Origin of the sequence: Sorangium sp. So ce321 (assembly GCF_051530195.1) — a bacterium.
Classification (GTDB): domain Bacteria; phylum Myxococcota_A; class Polyangia; order Polyangiales; family Polyangiaceae; genus Sorangium.
The window spans coordinates 248571-268617 of record NZ_CP150329.1 but is presented as its reverse complement, the minus strand read 5'-3'; the positions used below and the strand labels follow the sequence as shown (position 1 = coordinate 268617).

The following is a 20047-nucleotide window of genomic DNA, read 5'->3' as shown; positions in this document are numbered from 1 at the left end:
TCGTCCGGATGCGTCCCAGTCGGCTCAGCGAGGTCGGCTCGCCGACCGCGTTGGGGGGAGACGGAGGGTGCCATGCGATTCCCGGATGACCTGAGGACGTCGCGCGGGCTGATGTCCGCCGCGACTGCGCTGCTCGCCTGCACAGGGCTCCTGCTGGGCTGCGAGGAGGGCAGTCAGCCGAAGGCCGATGTCGCGTCACCGGCGGAGCAGGCCAAGAGCGGCCAGGCCAGGGCCGAGCAGGGCAAGGCCGCCCCGGCGGGCGCCGAGCAGATCAAGATCGGCGTCATCGCCACCATGACCGGGCCGCTCGCGTCGCTCGGCGAGGAGGGGATGCGCGGGGTCGACCTGGCCTTCGACGAGTTCGGCGGCGCCATCGCCGGCAAGAAGCTCGTCCTCGTCAAGGAGAGCTCGGACGCGACGCCGAACGTCGCGCGCGACGCCGCCCGCAAGCTCCTCGAGCAGGAGAAGGTCGACTTCATCGTCGGCCCCCTGTCGGGCGACGAGGGCCTCGCGATCCGCGATCTCGCGAAGAGCCACCCGGAGCGGGTCTTCGTCAACGGCAGCGCCGCGGCGCAGGACATCACGCTGCGCGACCAGGCGCCGAACTTCTACCGGTTCTCGCCGGACGGCGCGCAGTGGATGACCGGCGTCGGGAGCTACGCCTTCAAGGAAAAGGGCTACAAGCGGGTCGCGACCCTCGCCGAGGACTACTCGTACCCGTACACCCTCGTGGGCGGGTTCATGGCCGAGTTCTGCCACGTGGGCGGGCGCGTGCCGAAGAAGCTCTGGGTGCCGCTCGGGACGAAGGACTACAGCTCCGTGATCTCGTCGCTGCCCAGGGACATCGACGCGATCTACGTGGCGCTCGGCGGCTCCGACGCCCTGACCTTCCTCAAGCAGTACAAGCAGTTCGGCGGCAAGGCGCCGCTCATCGGCGGCTCGAGCACGGTCGATCAGATGGTCCTCGACTCGAAGGGGTCAGTCGCGGACCACCTCGTCGGGACCGTCTCGGGGGTGCCGATCGCGGACGACAACCCCAGCGAGACCTGGCAGTCCTTCGTCAAGGCATACCGGGCCAAGTTCCCGGACGGCTACAAGTTCCCGTCGGGCACCCTCTACTCGTATTACACCAACATGAAGGCGGCGCTCCTCGCCCTGAAGCAGGTGAACGGCGACCTCTCGAACAACCAGGAGAAGCTCAAGGACGCCCTGAGCAAGCTCGAGTTCGAGTCGCCGAACGGCAAGGTGAAGCTCGACAAGAACCGCAACGCCATCTCCGACTCTTACCTCACCGTGGTCGAAAAGAAGGAAGACGGGACGCTCTTCAAGCGCCTGCTCAAGGTCATCCCCGAGGTGAACCAGACCATGAAGCTCCCCGAGGACGAGTTCCTCAAGCTGGGCTCCTTCAACCGCGACAACCCCAGCTGCCCGTGACGCGGGAGCCGCCGTGCCGGCGGGGGGCCGCGGCGCGGGCTGCGGCGCGGGCGCCGCGGCGGGGGGCTGACCGGACGCCAGGGACATGACCCAGTTCATCGCGATCACGTTGAATGGGCTGACCCGCGGCGCGCTCATCTTCCTCGTGGCGAGCGGGTTCACGCTCGTCTTCGGCGTGATGCGGCTCGTCAACCTCGCGCACGGCGCCCTCTGCCTCATCGGCGCCTACGCGGCCTATTCGATCCGCGAGGCGACCGGGAGCTTCGCGCTCGCGCTGCTCCTCTCGCCGCTCGCCACGGTGCTCGCCGGCCTCGTCCTCGAGCGGACCCTCCTCCGGCCAACGAAGGGGTCCGACATGCGCCAGGCGCTCGTGACCATCGGCGCCGGCATCGTCATCGCCGACCAGCTCCTCGCCCAGTACGGCGGCCACAGCTACGAGGTCACCCCGCCGCCCGAGATCGACGGCAGCACGAGCCTCTTCGGCGTCGTCTACCCGACCATCCGGCTCTTCACGATGGGCGCCGCCGTCGTCGTCGGGGTGACCCTCTGGTTCGTGATCAAGCGGACGCGGCTCGGGCGCCTGGTCCGCGCGGGGATCGACGACAGGGACATGGTCGCCGCGCTCGGCATCAACGTCGACGCGGTCCTCCTCGTCGTCTTCGCGCTCGGGGCCCTCCTGGCGGGGTTCGCCGGGGCGATCGGCGGCACCAACCTCTCTGTCTCTCCCGGCGACGACGGGACATACCTCCTTTCCTCGCTCGTGGTCGTGATCGTCGGCGGGCTCGGCAGCATCGGCGGCGCGGCGCTGGGCGCGCTCCTCGTGGGGCTCATCGAGCAGTACGGCCTCGCGTACTTCCCGACGTACTCCGTGCTCGTCACCTACCTGCTGATGATCGGCGTCCTCGCCTTCCGCCCGCAGGGGCTGCTCGGGAGGGCCGGATGACGGCCCCCGGTCCCGCGAGGCCGGACGGCCCGGGCGGCCTCGCCGCGCTCGGGGCGCTCGCGCTGCTCGCGGCGTGCCCGCTGTTCCTCTCCGACTTCTTCGTCGTGCAGATCGGCGCGCAATCGCTGTTCCTCGGGACTGTCGCGCTCAGCGTGATCTTCCTGTCGAGGTACGCGGGGATGTTCTCCCTGGCGCAGATCGCGATCTACGGCGCGAGCGGGTACACCGTCGCCATCCTCACGGCGACGCACCGCCTGCCGTGGATCACCGGCGTCCTCGCGGCCCTGCTCGTCTCGAGCGCGGTGGCGTTCGTGTTCGGGCTCGTCGCCTGCCGGACGCAGGGCATCTATTTCTTCATGATCACGCTCGCCCAGGCGATGCTGCTCTACCGGTTCGTCGACCAGGATCACGTCCTCGCCAACGGCCACACGGGCATCAACGGCGTGCGGGCGCCTTCGTTCGGCGCTGTGTCGCTCTCGAGCCCGGACGCTTTCTATTACGTGTGCCTCGCCGCGGCGGCGGCGATGTACTGGCTCGTTCGCCGCGTCGCGCGGACGCCGTTCGGCCTGACGCTCCAGGGGATCCGCGACAACCCGCGCCGCATGCGGACGCTCGGCTTCAACGTCGCTGCCTACCGGGTGGCCGCGTTCACCCTGGCCGGCTTCGTCGCGGCGGTCGCGGGGGTCCTCGGGGTCTGGTACAACGGCTCCATCTCGCCCGGGGCGATCGACATGTCCCGGACCGAGGCGATCGTCGTGATCGCCGTCTCCGGGGGCCTCGCCCACCTGGAGGGCGCGTTCCTCGGAGCGCTCTTGTTCACGCTCGTCACGAACTTCGCCAGCTCGACCACGAGCCGCTTCAACACCATCATCGGGCTGACCTTCCTCCTGGTCACGCTGTTCCTCCCCGAAGGGCTGGCGGGCGTCCTGCGCCGCGCCGCGCGCGCTCTCCCCACGTCACGACGCGCGGCGGCCCCGCCCCCTTCGAGCCCGACCTCTCGAGCGGGGGAGCCGCCGTGATCGCGGGGAGCGACGGCGCGCCGGCGCTGGAGCTGGTCGGGCTGGGGCGCCGCTTCGGCGGGTTCCACGCGCTGCGGGGCGTCTCGCTGCGCGTCGAGCGCGGCGAGCGCCGCGCGATCCTGGGGCCGAACGGGGCCGGGAAGACGACGCTGTTCAACCTCCTCTCCGGGGAGCTCGAGCCGACCGAGGGCTCGGTCCTCCTCTTCGGCGAGGACGTCACGCGGCTCCCGCCGCACCAGCGCGCGCGCCGGGGGCTCGGCCGGACGTACCAGACAGCCCACCTCTTCGCCGAGCTCACGGTGCGGGAGCACCTCTTCCTGGCCGCGCGCGGGCGCGGGCAGCGCCGGATGAGCCTCTTCGCGGCGCTGGCCGAGCGGCCCGACTGGGCGCGCGCGGACGCGATGGCCGAGCGGGTCGGCCTGGGCGCGGAGCGCGGCGCGCCCGCGGCGGCGCTCTCGCACGGGCAGCAGCGGCAGCTCGAGATAGGGATGGCGCTCGCGGGCGGCCCGTCGCAGCTGCTCCTCGACGAGCCGGCGGCCGGCCTGTCCCAGGGGGAGCGCGGCCGGCTCCTCACGCTGCTGTCGGAGCTCGACCGGGACATGACCGTCCTGCTGATCGAGCACGACATGGATATAGCGCTCGAGTTCGCGCGCGTGGTGACCATCCTGCACCAGGGGCGAACCGTGATGACGGGGAGCCCGGAAGAGGTCCAGTCGAGCGCGACGGTCCACGAGCTCTACCTCGGGGCTGTCCATGGGTGAAGCGCTCCTGTCGATAGCGGACCTGCACGCCTACCACGGGCAGGCGCACGTGCTCCAGGGGGTGGAGCTCGCCATCGGCCGCGAGCCGCTGTCGCTCGTGGGCCGCAACGGGATGGGGAAGTCGACGCTCTGCAACGCGCTGATGGGGCTCGTCGCGCGCGCGGAGGGGCGAGCCCGGTTCGACGGGGTGGAGCTCCTCGGGAGGAGGCCTGACCGGATCGCGAATCTGGGGATCGGGTATGTGCCCCAGGGGCGGCGGATCTTCCCCTCGCTCACGGTGGAGGAGCACCTCCAGATGGTGGCCGAGCGCCGCGGCAGGCCGGGCGCGGGCTGGACGCGCGAGCGCGTCCACGCGCTGTTTCCGGGGCTGCTCGACCGGCGGCGCGTCCTCGCCGGCGCGCTCTCCGGCGGAGAGCAGCAGTCGCTGGCCATCGCCCGGGCGCTGATGCTCGGGCCGCGCTTCCTCATCCTGGACGAGATCTCCGAGGGGCTCGCGCCGCGCGTGGTGGACCAGCTCGTCGAGGCGCTGAGGTCGCTGTCGCAGGGCGGCATCGGGATGCTGATCGTGGAGCAGCGGCTCGCCGTGGCGGCGGCGCTCGCGCGGCGCCTCGCGGTCATGGTCAACGGGCGGATCGCGCTCGAGACGACCTCGGCAGAGATGATGGCCGACGCCGAGGCGCAGCAGCGGTACCTCGGCGTGAGGGGGGATCGAGGGAAGAGCGCGCGCTGAGCCCGTCCGCATTGAAGCCCAATCATCGCCGGATCGTCTCGATGCCAGATCGGGCCAAGTTGACCGGCTCATCGTGGCACAATCCGCTCCGATTTGCTGGCTGCGCCTTGCATGCCCCACTGCGACGACGTGATTTCCGCGCCGAGGCGCTCTGGCATGCGGCCTGCTCAGCCCCGGCGTCATGCGAACAACGCCATTCTTGATCACCATGTTCATGTCAGCCCTGGTGGGGTGCAACTCGGGCCAGGGCGGCGGCACAGGAGGCGGCGACTCGGGCCAGGGCGGCGGCACAGGAGGCGGCGACTCGGGCGAGGGCGGCGGCACAGGAGGCGGCGGCTCGACCGTGGCCCCGGTCGTCGAATGCTTCGAGGCGAAGCCCGGCTGCGTGCTGCCCTCGGACGCGACGCGAATCGAGGACCCGGACGTCTCGGCGGAGGATCAGGCGTCGCTCGCGCGAAACAACGCGAGCTTCGCGCTGGACCTCGGCCGCGCGCTCCACAGCGCGACGGAGAACGTCATCTACTCTCCTTATAGCATCTCGACGGCGCTCGCGATGACCTACGCCGGCGCGCGGACAGCGACGGAGCAGGAGATGGCGGCGACGATGCGATTCGAGCTCCCCCAGGAGCGGTTGCATCCGGCGTTCAACGACGTGGACCTCCGGCTCCAGAAGGGCGCCGAGATCGCCGGCCAGTCCACGGGAGGCGGCTTCCGGCTCCACACGGCCAACGCGATCTGGTCGCAGATCGGTGCCTCGTTCGAGAAGCCGTTCTTGAACGTGCTCAGCGAGAACTATGGCGCGCACGTGCGGCTCGCGGATTTCGCCGCCGCCCCGCAGGAGGCTGAGGGGCTCATCAACAAATGGGTGAGCGACCATACGGAGGGCAAGATCCCGCAGCTCCTCGATGGCAACGTGACGCCGGAGACGCTGGCCGTGCTCGTCAACGCCATCTACTTCCACGCCGAGTGGGGCACGGCGTTCAAGAAGGACGGGACGCAGCCGGGGACGTTCCAGCGCGGCGACGGCTCCAGCGTCACCGCCCAGATGATGAACGGCAGGCATGAGGCGGGTTACGGCGCCGGCGACGGCTGGGAAACGGTGAGAGTGCCCTATGCGGGGAGCAACGCCGCGATGCACATCGTGCTGCCCGCCGAGGGGACCACGGACGCCTTCGAGGAGTCGCTCGACGGCGCAGCGCTCGAGGCGATCATCGCCTCGACAGAAGACCGGCCGGTCGACATCACGATGCCGAAGTTCTCGTTCGGCACGTCCACCTCGCTCAAGAAAGCGCTCACGGAGCTCGGCATGGCGGCCGCCTTCGGCCCCGGCGCCGACTTCACGGGCATCATCGCGGCGGGAGAGTTCTGGATCGATGACGTCATTCACGAGGCGGTCATCGACGTGGACGAGGCCGGGACCGAGGCAGCGGGGTCGACCGGGGTCATCGGCAATTCCACGGGCTCGGGTATCGAGCCCGAGCCTGCGGCGATCGTCCTGGATCGCCCGTTCTTCTTCTTCATCCGCGACCCGGGGACGCAGGCGATCCTCTTCGCGGGGCGCGTCAACGACCCGACAGCGCGCTGAGCATCGGCGAGGAGCATGGCGCCTTCTCCGAGGCGCCATGGGGATCCCGCCGACCCTCGAGGAGCGAGGCCGCCGGAGCTGAGGGCTGGTGCCCGTCGCTGGCCCGCGGCGGCCGGCGGCGCTGGCTCGCACCATCTACGCTTCCTGCTGCGACAGGTCTATCGTCTATCCCACTTGCACTTCTCGAACCAGCTTGGAGTCCCATGGACACCAGTGGCAGCCAGGAAGGAACGCGCCGCATGCTTCGTCGAGGTGGTCCTCGACGTATTGCATGTTGGCATCGCACACCTCTATCGCCATCGCGAAGAACCTGATCGTCGAAGGATCGAGGTGAAACGACCACTTCGGGTTGTATTGCGCCGTTCTCTTGATGATCCTCCCGTGGACATGCACCTCCGCTTGCTCTTCGCCAGAGAGGATCCGGCGCGCATGGGCGATCTGTGCGGGGTCGGTGAGCTCGAAGACGAACTCCTGGTCTGGCCGCTGCATGAAGGCGAAGTAGGGCATGGCGTATCCTTTCGTGGATGGGCTGCTGTGCAGGAGATGTTCACCTGGGACAGATCCCCGGCGAACGATGTCGAACGGTATAACCGCCGGCCCGGTGCCCGCCATGGGACCTTGGTCCTACAGACGGCGGCATGCGGAAGGCGGCTCTCGGGCGACGCGGTGCGAGCGACGTGCGCGGGTTCCACCTCGGCGACGCGTACCTGGAGCGCGGCCCGGCCCACGACATGGTCGAGCTGCTCTACCTGAGCGGCGAGCTCGCCGAGGCGCGGCCGCTCGCGGTCCGCGCCTCCGGGCTCCAGCAGCGGTCATGAGGACGCAGCCCGGGTCGTCGAGGGTTTGCCTGGCGGAGGCGGCGGTGGGTGCCTGTGCGGCGCGATGTTGAATCCGCAGTCCTGACCACAAAGTAACCCTATTTCCAGCCCACATCTGACTGATAGCCGTCCATGTCGCTTGACAGATCCGCCCTCTTCGCGGTTCTCTCATGAGATCTGCACGTGCCCTGGGATCGGTGCCGTTCGCGTTGCCTTCATCGAACCGGCATGTGGCCCGCTCATCGCCATCGCAGACGGGGCGCGCGCGGCCTGCAGCCCGGGCTGCTCGTGGGGCTTGCGTCCTCCGCTCGGCGCCCTGCTCGCCGACAGCGCCAGGCACCCCCCGCGGACGCGGTCGTCATCGGCGCCGTCCTGCCCTTCTTCGCGCCGAGCTCGATGTTCGCTCAGGGGCGCGACGCACAACCAGACAAGCCACGGACGAGGAGGATCTCATGACGAGGAGTGGACGGTGGGGGACGGTCCTTGGGCTCACGCTGACGACGGCGGCGTGCGGCTCGGGTGAGACCCCCGGCGCGTCGGAGCACGTCACGCCGATCGTGCGCGTTCCGGCGCCGGAGAATGAGTTCACTCCCGTGGAGCTCGAGGCGACGGTCGACAGGCTCATCACCGAGATCAACGCGAGCTCGAGCCGGACGATGCAAATGGCGGTGCTCCTGAGGAACGCCACCGGCTTCTGGGCGCCGGTCGTCACGGCCGCGAACCGAGCCATGGGTGAGCTCGATGCAACGGGCAGCGTGGTCGGGCCCGTCGCACCGTCGGAAGATGGGACTGAATCGGAGGACCTTCAGAACCTGCAGATCCAGCAAGCGGTAGCGGACGGAGCCGAAGGGATCGGCCTCGCGCCCATCAGCGACGTCCAGACAGCCGCTGTCGACGAGGCGGTCGCGAGCGGCGTCCCCGTCGTGACGCTCGACGCCGACGTTCCGGCCTCCAAGCGCTCGATCTACGTCGGGACCCTCGACAGGTCCGCCGGAGCCACGGCAGCGAACACCCTGCTGACGATGCTGCCCCGGTCGCGGGGGACGGTGATCATCCACGGCAGCGTCAACACGGCCGGGAGCAGCGGCCTGGAGCGGACGCAGGGTGCCCAGGATGTGTTCGAGGCAGCCGGCTACGAGGTGCTCGTGCGTCAATCCACCTGGGCGGCCCAGGGCGAGATCGAGGACGTCGCGTGGATGAAGACCCAGGTCGAGACGGCGGACCCGCCCGTCGTGGGGTTGATCGGCCTGTTCAACATCTCGTATCGCTGCGCGATGGCCGCAGAGGCCGCGGGCAAGCCGGAGCTCCCCGTCGTGACCTTCGACTTCGATCCGAAGACCGTCGACTACCTGCGCGAGGGGCGCATCAAGGCCACGCACATCCAGCGGCAGTACTACCAGGGCTATCTCGTGCCCTATATCCTCTACGCCATCAAGACCATCGGCCTCGACGCGACGAGGAAGATCCTCGCCCCCCAGCTGGTCGACGAGAGCCGGGTCGACACGGGCCTCGACGTGGTCCCGGGGGACAAGATCGACGCCTACAACGACTTCCTCGGCTCGATCGACGCGAACCAGTAGCGGCGCCGCGGCCCGATGAGCCCCTGGCGCGGCCTCGCGGCCACCGCGGCTGCGCGTACCGCCCTGCCATCACAAGATCTACCCAATGGGGACGATTCCGTGAGCTGTCAGTGTAGTCCACCGACCCTGACGAGAGAGTCTCCATACCTCTTCAGCTGTACAGATGAGCGCTAGAGCGACAAACGGGCTGAAACCCCGAAAAAAGCAGGAATTTCACAGGGAGGCGAGGAGGCGGGGAGCGAGAGACGGCGAGAGGGAGAGATTCTTTTTCTCCTTCCTCCCCGCCTCCCCGCCTCCCTGTGAAAATTCTCCGGGTTTCAACATGATTGGCGTCTAGGCGGACAGCAGCGCCCGCATGGCAGGGGTGATGACGTCCGCGATCGCGCAGCGAAGCGACGCGGCCAGGACGGCGCCGTCGGGGCGCCCGTGGGCGGCGAGATCGCTGGCGGGGTCGTCCGCCGCGGGGGCGGCTGGCGGCGGCGCGGCGAGGCTCTCCTCGAAGGCCGCCGAGACCGAGAGGCGCACCGCGTCGCCGCCCGTCTGGAGCGCCCAGGCCACGAAGCGCCACGCGAGCTCCGCGTGCCGGGCCTCGTCGTCGGCGATCGCGGCGAGGGCGCTCCGGACCGCTGCGTCGGTGGCGTGCGCGAGCTGCTCGCTCGCCTGCACGGCCGCGAGCGTCTCGCCGACGCAGCCCTCGCGGACGGCGCGCGCCGCGAGCTCGGCGAGGTCCGAGGTGACCTCGACGCGGCCGCCGAACGCGAACGGCGAGGGCGCGAGCGCCGCGCCGGCGTACGCGCTCGCCAGCCCGAAGCAGAGCGCGGCGTGGCGCACCTCATCCCGCGCGGCCTCGTGCGCGGCGTCGAGCATCTCGGCGGGGGCCCCGACCGCCATCATCTCCAGCGCGAACCGCGAGAACGAGGCGACCGAGGCGTGCTCGAGCAAGGCGTCGCGGAGCCACGACTCGGCCAGCGCGGCGCGGGTCGCCGGCGAGAGCAGCGCGACGTCCGGGAGCGCCGCGGCGGCCCCCCATGCGCCCGCCGCGCGCCGCTGCGCCCGCGCGGTCCGGGCGCGCTCGCCCACGAGGAACGGGCGGCCAGCGCCGCCGCAGTCCGCGGTGAACTCGTAGCAGCACTGGCCGCCGCGCGGGACGCCGTCGCCGATGGTGCTGTACCAGCACCCGGCGGGCGGGAGAGGGGTGTCCGGTCCGAAGGGGTCGAGAGGAGCGCACGCGCCGGCGGGCGAGCCGCCCACGCCGCCGAGGCCACCCGCGCCGCCCGCGCCACCAGCGCCCCCCGCGCCGCCCTGCCCTCCCTCGCCCTGGAGCTCCGGCGGGACACACACCGTCCCTTCCTCCGTCCACGAGACGCCGCCCGCCTGGATCGAGGTGACGACCTCGGGATCCAGGCCGCCCTGCCCTCCCTCACCGCCCATCCCACCGCGCCCTCCCGAGCCCTCGTGGCCCGAGGCGAGGCCGCCGCCGCCCTCGCCGGACGACTGCCCCTCGACGACGGTGCTGCTGCAGGCGGCGCCTCCAAGAGCCCCGCCGAGCGTCGCGGTGGCGACGATCGCGTGTGTCAGATGACGAGCGAGCGCGCTTCGGAATTGAGCCGGCGAGAGGGGCGTGAGGGTCATGGACTGCGTCGAAGCAGCAGGCGTACCAGCGCGAGCTCCGCGGGATTCAACGCCCCGGCGACGAGAGCGTCGGCACAGCCTGGCCCAGGGTCGTGCTATCTGGCACGCGGCCGCAGCGCTGCCGCGCCGCGCAGCGCCGCGCTGCCGGCGACGCGATGGCTTATGATTCACAGCAGCCGCGGCCTCCTCGACCATTCACCCGAACGGAGAGATCGATGATCGGATATGTCACGCTGGGCACGAGCGATATGGAGCGCGCCGCCCGCTTCTACGACGCCTTGCTGGGCGAGATCGGCGCCACGCGGCTCATGACGTTCGAGAAGATGATCCTCTGGACGGTGAGCCCGAACAGGCCCGCGCTCGGGGTCGTGCTGCCCTTCGACGGCCAGCCGGCCACGGTCGGCAACGGCGTGATGGTCGCGCTCGTCGTCGATAGCCCGGCCAAGGTGGACGCGCTCCACAAGAAGGCCCTGGAGCTGGGCGGCAAGGACGAGGGCGCGCCGGGGCCGCGCGGACAGGGCTTCTACGGGGGGTACTTCCGCGACCTGGACGGCAACAAGCTCAACTTCTTCACCATGGCGCGCTGAGGCCACAGGGCCCTTCTCCTTCGCTCCAATGAACGCTCGTTCCTCTTCGAGGCGCGCGAAAGACGCAGCTCGGGCGCGGTCCCGCGTGCCGCGGGGTCGAACCCTGCTACGGGATTGAAGGCGCGCGTCTGTCGCAGTAGGGCAGCCGGCGACAGCCAGACCACCCCGCGAGCGGCCTCCGCTCAGCCCCGGACCGAAGCGACCCATGTCTCAACACCCCAAGCTCGGCGGGGGCCTCGCAGCCGTCCTCCTGCTCCTCAGCGCCTGCCGGTCGACGCCGGACGCCCCGCCGCCGCCGCCGCCGACCGAGGTCGCCGTCATCGAGGTCAAGCCCGAGCCCGTCACCCTCCGCGACGACCTCCCCGGCCGCGTCGAGCCCTTCCGCATGGCGCAGGTGCGCGCCCGCGTGCCCGGCGTCGTGCTCAAGCGCAGCTTCCAGCAGGGCAGCGAGGTCAAGGAAGGCCAGACGCTCTTCCAGATCGACCCGGGGCCGTTCAGGGCCGCCGCCGAGAGCGCCCGCGCCGCGATCGCGAAGGGGCAGGCGAGCCTCGCCCAGGCGGAGGCCCAGGCCAAGCGCGCGGGCGCGCTCGTCGAGGAGGGGCTCATGTCGCGCGAGCAGTACGACAACGCCATCGCGGCGCAGGCCGTGGCGCGCGCCGACCTCGCGCAGGCGCGCGCGGCGCAGGCGCAGGCGCTGCTCAACCTCGGCTACGCCACCGTGACCGCGCCGATCAGCGGCCGGATCGGCGGCGAGCTCGTCACCGAGGGCGCGCTCGTCGGCCAGAACGAGGCCACGCCGCTCGCCGTGATCCAGCAGATCGACACCGTCTACGTCGACATCAAGCAGCCCGTCTCGCAGCTCACGCGCCTGCGACGCGCGGCCACGGGCGGCGCCGGAAAGGAGGGCGGCCCCGGTGAGGCGCCGGTGACGCTCGTGCTCGACGACGGGACCGAGTACCCCGAGAAGGGCGCGCTCCTCTTCTCCGACATCAGCGTGGACCCAGGCACCGGCGAGGTCACGCTCCGCGCCGCCTTCCCCAACCCCGACCGCCTGCTCCTGCCCGGCATGTTCGCGCGCGTGAAGCTCGCGCGGCGCGTCGATCCGGCGGCGCTCATGGTGCCGCAGCAAGCGGTCGGGCGCGACACGGGCGGCAAGGCGACGGTCGTCGTCGTCCAGGCGGACGGCAAGGCGGCCGTGCGGTCGATCCAGACGGGCGGCGTCGACCGCGACCGCTACATCGTCACCGAGGGGCTCGCGCCCGGCGACCGGGTCGTCGTCGAAGGCCAGCAGAAGATCGCGCCCGGCGCCGAGGTCCGCGCCGTCTCCTGGACGACCCCCGGGGCCGCGGCCGCGGCCTCGGCCACGCCCTGACCCGAGCCGAGGCGAGCATGTCGCGCTTCTTCATCGACAGGCCCATCTTCGCGATCGTCATCGCGATGTTCATCGCGATCGTCGGCGCGATGGCGCTCCCGCGCCTGCCCGTCGCGCAGTACCCCTCGGTGGCGCCGCCCACCGTCTCGATCTACGCGAGCTACCCCGGCGCGACGCCGCAGACGCTCGACCAGAGCGTCGTCAGCCTGATCGAGCGCGAGCTGAGCAGCGTGAAGCGGCTGCTCTACTTCCAGTCGTCGAGCGACGCCTCCGGGGGCGCCCAGATCACCGCGACCTTCCAGCCCGGCACCGACCCCGACCTGGCGCAGGTCGACGTGCAGAACCGCCTCAAGGCGGTCGAGCCGCGCCTGCCGCCGGCCGTCCGGCAGTACGGGCTCTTCGTCGAGGCCTCGACGTCGAGCTTCCTGATGATCGTGAGCCTCTCGTCGCGCGACGGCAGCGTGGACCCGACCGCGCTCGGCGACCTCCTCGCCCGCAGCGTCATCGACGAGATCAAGCGCGTCCCCGGCGTCGGCCGCGTGCAGCTCTGGGCCAGCGAGCGCGCGATGCGGATCTGGATCGACCCGGCGAAGCTCGCGGCCGTCTCGCTCTCGCCCGCCGACGTGTCCCGCGCCATCGCCGCGCAGAACATCCAGTTCGCCTCGGGCCGCGTGGGGGACGTGCCGAGCCCGCCCACGCAGCAGATCAGCGCGACGCTCATCGCCGAGGGCCAGCTCACGACGCCCGAGGAGTTCGGGGAGATCGTCCTGCGCGCGCGGCCCGACGGCTCGCGCGTGCTGCTCCGCGACGTCGCGCGGGTCGAGATCGCCGCGCAGAACATGGCGTCGACGTCGCGGAGCAACGGCAAGCCCGACGCGGCCATCGGCATCCAGCTCGCGAACGGCGCCAACGCGATGAAGACCTCCGACCTCGTGCGCGCCCGCATGGAGGAGCTCTCGCGCGGCCTGCCGCCCAACGTGACCTACAGCGTCCCGTTCGACACGGCGCCGTTCGTCCGGGTGTCGGTCCACAAGGTGATCGAGACGCTGGCCGAGGCGATGGTGCTCGTGTTCGTGGTGATGTTCCTGTTCCTGCAGAACATCCGCTACACGCTCATCCCCGCGATCGTCGTGCCGATCGCGCTGCTCGGCACGTGCGCGGTGATGCTCCTCACCGGCTCCTCGATCAACATGCTGAGCCTGTTCGGGATGGTGCTCGCGATCGGCATCATCGTCGACGACGCGATCGTCGTCGTCGAGAACGTGGAGCGGCTCATGGCCGAGGAGGGCCTGTCCCCGCGCGACGCGACGCTCAAGGCGATGCGCGAGATCTCCGGCGCGGTCGTCGGCATCACGCTCGTGCTCTCGGCGGTGTTCCTCCCGATGGCGTTCGCGTCGGGCTCCACGGGCGCGATTTACCGGCAGTTCTCGCTCTCGATGGCGGTCTCGATCCTGTTCTCGGCCTTCCTGGCGCTGACGCTGACGCCGGCGCTCTGCGTGAAGCTCCTCAGGCCGATCCCGGCGGGCCACGGCGCGCGCCGCGGGGTCTTCGGGTGGTTCAACGCGGGCTTCGAGCGGCTCACCGGCGGGTACAAGCGGTGGGTCGCGGGCTCGCTCGACAGGCGCTTCCGGATGCTCCTCGCGTTCGCGGTCATCACGGCGACGCTCGGCCTGCTCTACGTGCGGATGCCGACCGCCTTCTTGCCCGAGGAGGATCAGGGCGTCGTCATGGTCGACGTCCAGCTCCCGCCCGAGGCCACCATCCACCGCACGCTCAGGGCCGTGAAGGCGATCGAGGAGCACTTCCAGGACCGCCCCGCCGTTCGCTTCGTCTCCGCCTACCCGGGGTTCGGGTTCTCGGGGTCGGGGCAGAACGTGGCGCTCATCTTCATGATGATGAAGGACTGGGACGAGCGCCCCGCCGGCGCGACGGCGCAGGGGGAGGCGGCGGCGGCGAACGAGAAGCTCGGCGCGGTGCGCGACGGGGCGGTCTTCGCCCTCGTGCCGCCGCCGATCATGGAGCTCAGCATGACCTCGGGCTTCAGCCTGAAGCTGCAGGACCGCGGCGGCCGCGGCAACGCCGCGCTCGTGGCCGCGCAGCAGCGGCTCATCGAGCTCACGTCGGGCAACCCGCTCTTCGAGCAGGTGCGCGCCGAGGCGCAGAGCGACGCCGCGCAGATCCGCCTCCGGGTCGACCGCCAGAAGGCGAACGCGCTCGGCGTGCAGTTCGAGAGCGTCGCCGCCGTGCTGTCGACGACGCTGGGCGCATCGTACGTGAACGACTTCTCGAACCAGGGCCGGCTCCAGCAGGTCATCGTCCAGGCCGAGGCCGCGAGCCGGATGCAGGTGGAGGATCTGCTCTCGCTCTTCGTCCCCAACGCCGCCGGGCAGATGGTGCCGCTCGCCGCGTTCGCCACGGCGCAGTGGGAGCGCGGCCCGCTCCAGCTCGGGCGCTTCAACGGCTACCCCGCCGCCGGGCTCAGCGGGCAGCCGGCGCCGGGGCGCAGCACCGGCGAGGCGATGGCCGAGATCGAGCGCCTCTCGGCGCAGCTCCCGCCCGGCTTCGGGGTGGAGTGGACAGGCCAGTCGTACCAGGAGCGGCTGTCGGGCGCCGAGGCGCCGGTGCTGCTCGCGCTGTCGCTGGTGGTCGTCTTGCTGGTGCTCGCGGCGCTCTACGAGAGCTGGTCCATCCCGCTCGCGGTGATCCTCGTCGTGCCGCTCGGCGTGGTGGGCGCGGTGCTGGCGATGACGGTGCGCGGGCTGCCGAACGACGTGTTCTTCAAGGTCGGCCTGATCACCATCATGGGGCTGTCGGCGAAGAACGCGATCTTGATCATCGAGTTCGCGAAGAGCCTCCGCGAGCAGGGCAAGAGCGCGCGGGAGGCGGCGATCGAGGCGGCGCGCCTGCGCTTCCGGCCGATCTTGATGACGTCGCTCGCGTTCATCCTGGGCGTGGTGCCCCTCGTCTTCGCGAGGAGCGCCGGCTCGGCCACGCAGCACGCGATCGGCACCGGGGTGTTCGGCGGCATGATCACGGCGACGATCTTCAGCATCTTCTTCGCGCCGCTGTTCTTCGTGCTCATCAGCCGCTTCTGGCGGGCGCCGCCCGGGTGAGCCCGGCCGCGGCGCTCGCCATCGGGTACGAATGCGGCGAGGACGAGGACGATCACCCTGTGTGCGTCGCCCCCGCCTGGCTCAACACCTGCGGCAACGGTGCTGTGGAGACCGGCGAAGATTGCGACGACGGCAACCGGGACGGGGGCGACGGCTGTGGTAGCGATTGCGTACATTGCGGCGACGGAGAGGTGACAGGGGACGAGGTCTGCGACCCTGATGTGCCAGTCACGACATCCTGCGTCGCCCTGCGCTACGATTTCGGACGCCCGGGGTGCGGTACGTCCTGCGATGACCTGTCCGCCGCTCCGTGCGGAAGCTGGAACTGGCGCGAAGAGGAGCCCATCACATCGCAAGCATTGGCGGGCGTATGGCAAAGCGGGCCCCAGGATGTCTTTGTCGTGGGTGCTCAAGGCACGATTCTGCATCACAACGGCCAGGACTGGCAGGTCATGACCTCGCCCACATCGGTAAGGCTGTCTGGCGTGTGGGGGAGCATGATGTCTTTGCTGTAGGTGAGTTCGGAACGCTGCTGCGCTACGACGGGATCTCCTGGCTCAGGCTCAACTCGACGACAGACACCACTCTCTCCGCGGTGTGGGGCGCTGGGCGCTCGTCCTTTGTTGTCGGCGCTGGCGCCCGCTACCGTCACACCCGAACGGCGCTACCGCTGTAGCCGCGCAGCCTCGAGCTGCCACGCGCGCGGAGGTGCAGCCCGCGGTGGTCCATGACGGCCATGGCTTCCTCGTGATCTGGCAGGGCGTCAGCGGTGACCTGCTCGGAGCGCGCCTCGACGGCGCGCTCCCCGAGCTCCGGGAGGGCGCCGACCTGCTCCGGCTCGCCCCCGGCATCAGGCCAGGCGACGCCCCCTTGAGCCTGGCCTCGGATGGGCGCGGGACCTCGCTCGCCGTGTGGCAGGATGGCAGCGAGATCCGCGCGACGCGCATCAACGAGGCCGGAGCATCGCCGGCGAGCGCATCCCGGACCCGCCGAGCGCCGGCGCCGCGCCTGGCGGCGGCGGCGGCGAGTCGACCGGCAGCGCCGGCCGCCCGCCGCGTCCGCCCCCTCCGGCGGCTGCGGCCGAGCCCCCGGCCGTGACAGGTTGCATGTGCGTCGTGAAGGCGGATGTCCGGCCTCGAATCCGTGATCTCGAATACCCCGGATCGACGGACCCCAGCGCGCCGACGGCGCTCTCTCACGCGCTCACGGCATAAATCCTGGTGGGCTGCCGCGCGAGCGGCAGCTGGCGTATCCCCAGATCACGGCGTCACGTCGCGCCACAGTGTGATGATCCGCCGTCACGATAGACACGCTGCATCGCGGCGCTGTGAGCACGAGGTCAGCACCGCTTCCTGGATGGTCGCCGCGCGCGCTTCGGTATAGAAAAGATGGTCCTCGAGGAGCCACCGATATGAAGCGAAGCGTGAACGCAGTAATCTCCTTGTTGTTTTCCGTCGCTCTGCTCTGCCTCGTCACGACCGCCGACGCGACGACGGCCGTCCTGCTCTCGCGTGAGGAGCTCGTGCTCCGGTCGGCGACGATCGCGCGCGTGATCGTCGGCCGGTCCTTCACGGCGGAGTCCGACGACGGAAGATCGATCGTGACCCGCACCGAGCTCACGCTCACCCAGCCGCTCAAGGGAGGCGAGGCGGGAAAGGGGGGCGCGAAGGTGCTCCTGCTCGAGCAGATCGGCGGGACGTACAACGGCAAGACGCAGCGGGTGCTCGGCGACGCCAAGCTCTCGCCGGGCGAGGACGCCGTCGTCTTCCTGCGGCCGGGCGACAAGGGGCGCTGGCACCTCACGGCGCTCGCGCTGTCGGTCTATCACGTCGACGCGAAGGGCCTGGCGCGGCGCAGCCTCGAGGGGCTTCAGCTCGTCCGGCGGAGCGGGGGGGCGCTCGTGCCCGTCCCGGTGCCCGCCGAGGAGATCGAGCCCGTCGAGAGCCTCATGACGGACGTGGTCCGCATCGCGGGAGGGAAGTGAGATGAGGCGCCACGTCGCCATCGCCGTCTCGCTCGGCGCCGCCTCGCTCCTCGCCGCGGCTCCCGAGGCCGCCGCGTGGACGCCGCTCGACGCCAGCGTCCCCCGCTGGGACGAGCTGCCCGTCGGCTACTACATCAACCGCTCGACGATCCCGGGCCCGATCGCCGGCTTCGCCGTCTCCCATATCGAGTCCGGGTTCGCGGCGTGGTCAAACACCGGGTGTACGGAGTGGCGGGTCAACCTCCTCGGCGACACCACCGATCGTTACAACTACAACGACGGCAAGAACGTGTTCCACTGGATCAGCGACTCCTGGCCGGGCGCGCTCGGCGACCCCAACTCGGTCATCGGTGTCACGATGCCGGCCTGGGGGTTCAACAACGCCATCGCGGACGCCGACATGGTCTTCAACAACGTCGGGTTCTGCTGGAACGACACCGGCAACAACGGCTGTGTCGACACGCAGTCGATCGCCACGCACGAGGAGGGACACTTCCTGGGCCTCGGCCACTCCAGCGAGGGGGGCGCGACGATGACCGCGTACTACGTTGCGGGCTCGTCGACGCGCAGCCTCGAGGACGACGACGTCGAGGGCGTGTGCGCCCTGTATCCCATCGGCGGGACCACGGCCGCGAGCGCCGCGAGCGGCGGCGGCGACGGCGGCGGCAGCTGCGACAGCTGCACCAACGGCTCGCTGTCGGGCGCCTGCAGGCCGCCGTATGACGCCTGCGGTGCGTCGACGGCGTGCCGGGTATTCGCCGGCTGCATCAACGAGTGCCCGGACAACGCTTGCGTGGATCGCTGCGCGAGCGAGCATGCGGAGGGCGCGAGCATCTATGTCCGTCTCATCGAATGCGTCTGCGGCGCCTGCTCGACGGCGTGCTCCGCCGAGTGCGGCGGCGGCGGCGCCGGCGCCGGCGGCAGCGGAGCCGGCGGCGCCGGCGGCAGCGGCGGCGCGGACGCGAGCAGCACGTCGACCTCGTCGACCACGTCGGGCAGCGGATCGACCGTGAGCGCGACAGCGAGCTCGTCCGCCGCGTCGAGCAGCGGCGCGGGCGGCGCGGGCGGCGCGGGCGGCGGCGGTGAGACGCCCAAGGACGGCGATGGGGAGTCCGGCGGCGATTCGGGGTGCTCCTGCTCGACGAGCGGTCGATCGGCCGATCTCGGAGGGCTCGCGCTCCTCGGCGCGCTCGGCGCGCTGGCAACGCGACGGCGCCGGCGCTAGGTACCGCGTCGCCTGAGCTCCCCCCCTCGGCCAAGACATCCTGCGGCCCATCCTCGTCGGGGCTTCAGCCGGCGTCGCCCGCACGCTCGTCGCGCAGGGGATCGATATGGGCAACCTCCTGACGCAGCGCGATCTCCAGGCCGGCGTTCGCCATGCCCTCGCGGGCCAGGGCAAGGCGATCGTCGAGCGGCGGCGCGAGCCGGGCTGATCTCACGCCGCGCCTCCGTGCTATCCAGATCCCATCCTCCGGCTGCGCGGTGGCAAGCTTCCACGACGCATGAGCAACCCTTCGACCATCATCGAAGTTCCACCTCGCTTTCGCGTGGTCACCGGCCCGTGGGACGCGGAGGCCGACGAGCGCACCATCGTCCTCGGACCCGGCCGCGCGTTCGGTGACGGCCGGCACCAGAGCACGCGGATGTGCCTTCAAGCGCTCGCGTCGTTCGCGCCGCGAGGCGGCTTTCGCCTCCTCGACGTCGGGAGCGGGACGGGGATCCTCTCGATCGGCGCCGCGAAGCTCGGCGGCGAGGCGATCGGGGTCGACATCGACGCCGCCGCGATCGCGATCGCGCAGGACAACGCGCGGCGGAGCGCGGTCGAGGCGCGCGTGCGCTTCACGACGGCGTGGCCGGACGGGACGTTCGACATCGTCGTGGCCAACATCCTTCGCGAGGTGCTCACCGCGCTCGCCCCGGACATCGTGGCTCGCCTGGCCCCCTCGGGGTCGTTGATCCTCTCCGGGCTCGTGTCCACCGACGTTCCGGAGATCGTCGCGCGCTATGCGCCGCTCCTCGCCGGGCGTCGACCGGAGATCTTCGAGCGCGACGCGTGGCGTACGCTCGTGTGGCGCCTGACCGCCGCCCCTTGACCTGGAGCACCGGGCCGGCAGCGGGGTTGACGCTCCACCTCCCCGGCGCGCCCCTGGATTCGCGTGCACCCCGCCCCTGAGCGCTGCTGCGTCGCCGCCGCAGCGCTGCCGGGGGGCGCCGCCGGCCGATGACCGGCGGCGTGAGGCGCCGCTCAACGGAGGCTTCCATGCGTGTGTCGCCGCAGGAGTTCACCGAGCTCGACCTCGAGGTGCACCAGCCCCTCCACCGCTGCGCCGGACCTGGCTGAGATACGACGCTTGCGTGTCCGTGGCAGTCGGTCTCGATCCCACCGAGCTCCGGCGCTTCATCGCGGCGGCTGAGGGACAGAGCTTCCGTCGGGCCGCCGAGCGCCTGGACATGCCTGGCTTGCCAGCGTGGAGAGGTTGAAGATACCA

At 70.9% G+C, this 20047-nt stretch carries 18 protein-coding genes and 1 pseudogene; 16 read left to right on the top strand and 3 right to left on the bottom strand.

Annotated elements, in window-relative coordinates:
- Positions 1–72 precede the first annotated feature (72 nt).
- From WME89_RS01060 to WME89_RS01035, 6 genes and pseudogenes are all read left to right on the top strand, one after another.
- Complete coding sequence (locus WME89_RS01060) at positions 73–1434, top strand: ABC transporter substrate-binding protein (RefSeq protein ID WP_438007425.1); 1362 nt, start codon at positions 73–75, stop codon at positions 1432–1434.
- An 85-nt stretch (positions 1435–1519) separates the two neighbouring features.
- Positions 1520–2377, top strand: a complete 858-nt coding sequence (locus tag WME89_RS01055; RefSeq protein ID WP_438007424.1) for a branched-chain amino acid ABC transporter permease — start codon at positions 1520–1522, stop codon at positions 2375–2377.
- Complete coding sequence (locus WME89_RS01050; RefSeq protein WP_438007423.1) at positions 2374–3396, top strand: branched-chain amino acid ABC transporter permease; 1023 nt, start codon at positions 2374–2376, stop codon at positions 3394–3396. The genes WME89_RS01055 and WME89_RS01050 overlap by 4 nt, the downstream gene beginning before the upstream one ends.
- 83 nt (positions 3397–3479) lie before the next feature.
- Positions 3480–4157 (top strand): annotated as a pseudogene (locus tag WME89_RS01045) (ABC transporter ATP-binding protein); the annotation flags it as partial.
- On the top strand, positions 4150–4887 hold the full coding sequence (locus WME89_RS01040; protein WP_438007422.1) for an ABC transporter ATP-binding protein: 738 nt from the start codon (positions 4150–4152) through the stop codon (positions 4885–4887). The pseudogene WME89_RS01045 and the gene WME89_RS01040, both read left to right, overlap by 8 nt.
- A 208-nt stretch (positions 4888–5095) precedes the next feature.
- Positions 5096–6472: a serpin family protein gene (locus WME89_RS01035; RefSeq protein ID WP_438007421.1), complete on the top strand. Its 1377-nt coding sequence runs from the start codon at positions 5096–5098 to the stop codon at positions 6470–6472.
- A gap of 165 nt (positions 6473–6637) precedes the next feature.
- Here the strand turns inward: WME89_RS01035 and WME89_RS01030 are convergent, their stop codons facing one another.
- Positions 6638–6979, bottom strand: a complete 342-nt coding sequence (locus WME89_RS01030; protein ID WP_438007420.1) for a BP74-related protein — start codon at positions 6977–6979, stop codon at positions 6638–6640.
- A 131-nt stretch (positions 6980–7110) separates the two neighbouring features.
- Between WME89_RS01030 and WME89_RS01025 the strand changes: the two genes are divergently transcribed.
- Together WME89_RS01025 and WME89_RS01020 are read left to right on the top strand one after the other, a co-directional pair.
- Entirely contained in the window at positions 7111–7290 is a 180-nt protein-coding gene (locus WME89_RS01025; RefSeq protein ID WP_438007419.1) for a hypothetical protein, read from the top strand.
- Between the two features lie 452 nt (positions 7291–7742).
- On the top strand, positions 7743–8870 hold the full coding sequence (locus WME89_RS01020; protein ID WP_438007418.1) for a substrate-binding domain-containing protein: 1128 nt from the start codon (positions 7743–7745) through the stop codon (positions 8868–8870).
- 333 nt (positions 8871–9203) lie between these two features.
- On the opposite strand, the gene WME89_RS01015 is transcribed toward WME89_RS01020, so the two are convergent.
- Positions 9204–10502, bottom strand: coding sequence for a ferritin-like domain-containing protein (locus WME89_RS01015; RefSeq protein ID WP_438007417.1), 1299 nt, complete (start codon positions 10500–10502; stop codon positions 9204–9206).
- Between the two features lie 215 nt (positions 10503–10717).
- On the opposite strand from WME89_RS01015, the gene WME89_RS01010 reads away from it, so the two are divergent.
- The 7 genes from WME89_RS01010 (at position 10718) to WME89_RS00980 (ending at position 18783) form a co-directional block, all read left to right on the top strand.
- Positions 10718–11089, top strand: coding sequence for a VOC family protein (locus WME89_RS01010; protein ID WP_438007416.1), 372 nt, complete (start codon positions 10718–10720; stop codon positions 11087–11089).
- A 205-nt stretch (positions 11090–11294) separates the two neighbouring features.
- Entirely contained in the window at positions 11295–12461 is a 1167-nt protein-coding gene (locus WME89_RS01005; RefSeq protein ID WP_438007415.1) for an efflux RND transporter periplasmic adaptor subunit, read from the top strand.
- 17 nt (positions 12462–12478) lie between these two features.
- Positions 12479–15574 (top strand): multidrug efflux RND transporter permease subunit, encoded by a 3096-nt coding sequence (locus WME89_RS01000; RefSeq protein ID WP_438007414.1) that lies wholly within the window; start codon positions 12479–12481, stop codon positions 15572–15574.
- Positions 15571–16089, top strand: a complete 519-nt coding sequence (locus WME89_RS00995; protein WP_438007413.1) for a hypothetical protein — start codon at positions 15571–15573, stop codon at positions 16087–16089. The genes WME89_RS01000 and WME89_RS00995 overlap by 4 nt, the downstream gene beginning before the upstream one ends.
- Before the next feature lie 205 nt (positions 16090–16294).
- Complete coding sequence (locus tag WME89_RS00990; RefSeq protein ID WP_438007412.1) at positions 16295–16672, top strand: hypothetical protein; 378 nt, start codon at positions 16295–16297, stop codon at positions 16670–16672.
- Positions 16673–16997: 325 nt separating this feature from the next.
- Positions 16998–17558, top strand: a complete 561-nt coding sequence (locus tag WME89_RS00985; RefSeq protein ID WP_438007411.1) for a hypothetical protein — start codon at positions 16998–17000, stop codon at positions 17556–17558.
- Between the two features lies 1 nt (position 17559).
- Positions 17560–18783 carry a matrixin family metalloprotease gene (locus WME89_RS00980; protein WP_438007410.1) on the top strand — a complete coding sequence of 408 codons (1224 nt, stop codon included), beginning with the start codon at positions 17560–17562 and terminating at the stop codon, positions 18781–18783.
- A gap of 64 nt (positions 18784–18847) precedes the next feature.
- Here the strand turns inward: WME89_RS00980 and WME89_RS00975 are convergent, their stop codons facing one another.
- Positions 18848–18997 carry a hypothetical protein gene (locus WME89_RS00975; RefSeq protein ID WP_438007409.1) on the bottom strand — a complete coding sequence of 50 codons (150 nt, stop codon included), beginning with the start codon at positions 18995–18997 and terminating at the stop codon, positions 18848–18850.
- A gap of 63 nt (positions 18998–19060) precedes the next feature.
- Between WME89_RS00975 and WME89_RS00970 the strand changes: the two genes are divergently transcribed.
- A complete protein-coding gene (locus WME89_RS00970; RefSeq protein WP_438007408.1) occupies positions 19061–19651 on the top strand; it encodes a 50S ribosomal protein L11 methyltransferase in 591 nt (196 codons plus the stop codon).
- Positions 19652–20047 lie beyond the last annotated feature (396 nt).

Bases quoted from the DNA above. Each gene is read 5' to 3' on its own strand.
- WME89_RS01060 (WP_438007425.1), top strand. From the start codon at position 73: ATGCGATTCCCGGATGACCTGAGGACGTCGCGCGGGCTGATGTCCGCC.
- WME89_RS01055 (WP_438007424.1), top strand. From the start codon at position 1,520: ATGACCCAGTTCATCGCGATCACGTTGAATGGGCTGACCCGCGGCGCG.
- WME89_RS01050 (WP_438007423.1), top strand. From the start codon at position 2,374: ATGACGGCCCCCGGTCCCGCGAGGCCGGACGGCCCGGGCGGCCTCGCC.
- WME89_RS01040 (WP_438007422.1), top strand. From the start codon at position 4,150: ATGGGTGAAGCGCTCCTGTCGATAGCGGACCTGCACGCCTACCACGGG.
- WME89_RS01035 (WP_438007421.1), top strand. From the start codon at position 5,096: ATGTTCATGTCAGCCCTGGTGGGGTGCAACTCGGGCCAGGGCGGCGGC.
- WME89_RS01030 (WP_438007420.1), bottom strand. From the start codon at position 6,979: ATGCCCTACTTCGCCTTCATGCAGCGGCCAGACCAGGAGTTCGTCTTC.
- WME89_RS01025 (WP_438007419.1), top strand. From the start codon at position 7,111: ATGCGGAAGGCGGCTCTCGGGCGACGCGGTGCGAGCGACGTGCGCGGG.
- WME89_RS01020 (WP_438007418.1), top strand. From the start codon at position 7,743: ATGACGAGGAGTGGACGGTGGGGGACGGTCCTTGGGCTCACGCTGACG.
- WME89_RS01015 (WP_438007417.1), bottom strand. From the start codon at position 10,502: ATGACCCTCACGCCCCTCTCGCCGGCTCAATTCCGAAGCGCGCTCGCT.
- WME89_RS01010 (WP_438007416.1), top strand. From the start codon at position 10,718: ATGATCGGATATGTCACGCTGGGCACGAGCGATATGGAGCGCGCCGCC.
- WME89_RS01005 (WP_438007415.1), top strand. From the start codon at position 11,295: ATGTCTCAACACCCCAAGCTCGGCGGGGGCCTCGCAGCCGTCCTCCTG.
- WME89_RS01000 (WP_438007414.1), top strand. From the start codon at position 12,479: ATGTCGCGCTTCTTCATCGACAGGCCCATCTTCGCGATCGTCATCGCG.
- WME89_RS00980 (WP_438007410.1), top strand. From the start codon at position 17,560: ATGAGGCGCCACGTCGCCATCGCCGTCTCGCTCGGCGCCGCCTCGCTC.
- WME89_RS00970 (WP_438007408.1), top strand. From the start codon at position 19,061: ATGAGCAACCCTTCGACCATCATCGAAGTTCCACCTCGCTTTCGCGTG.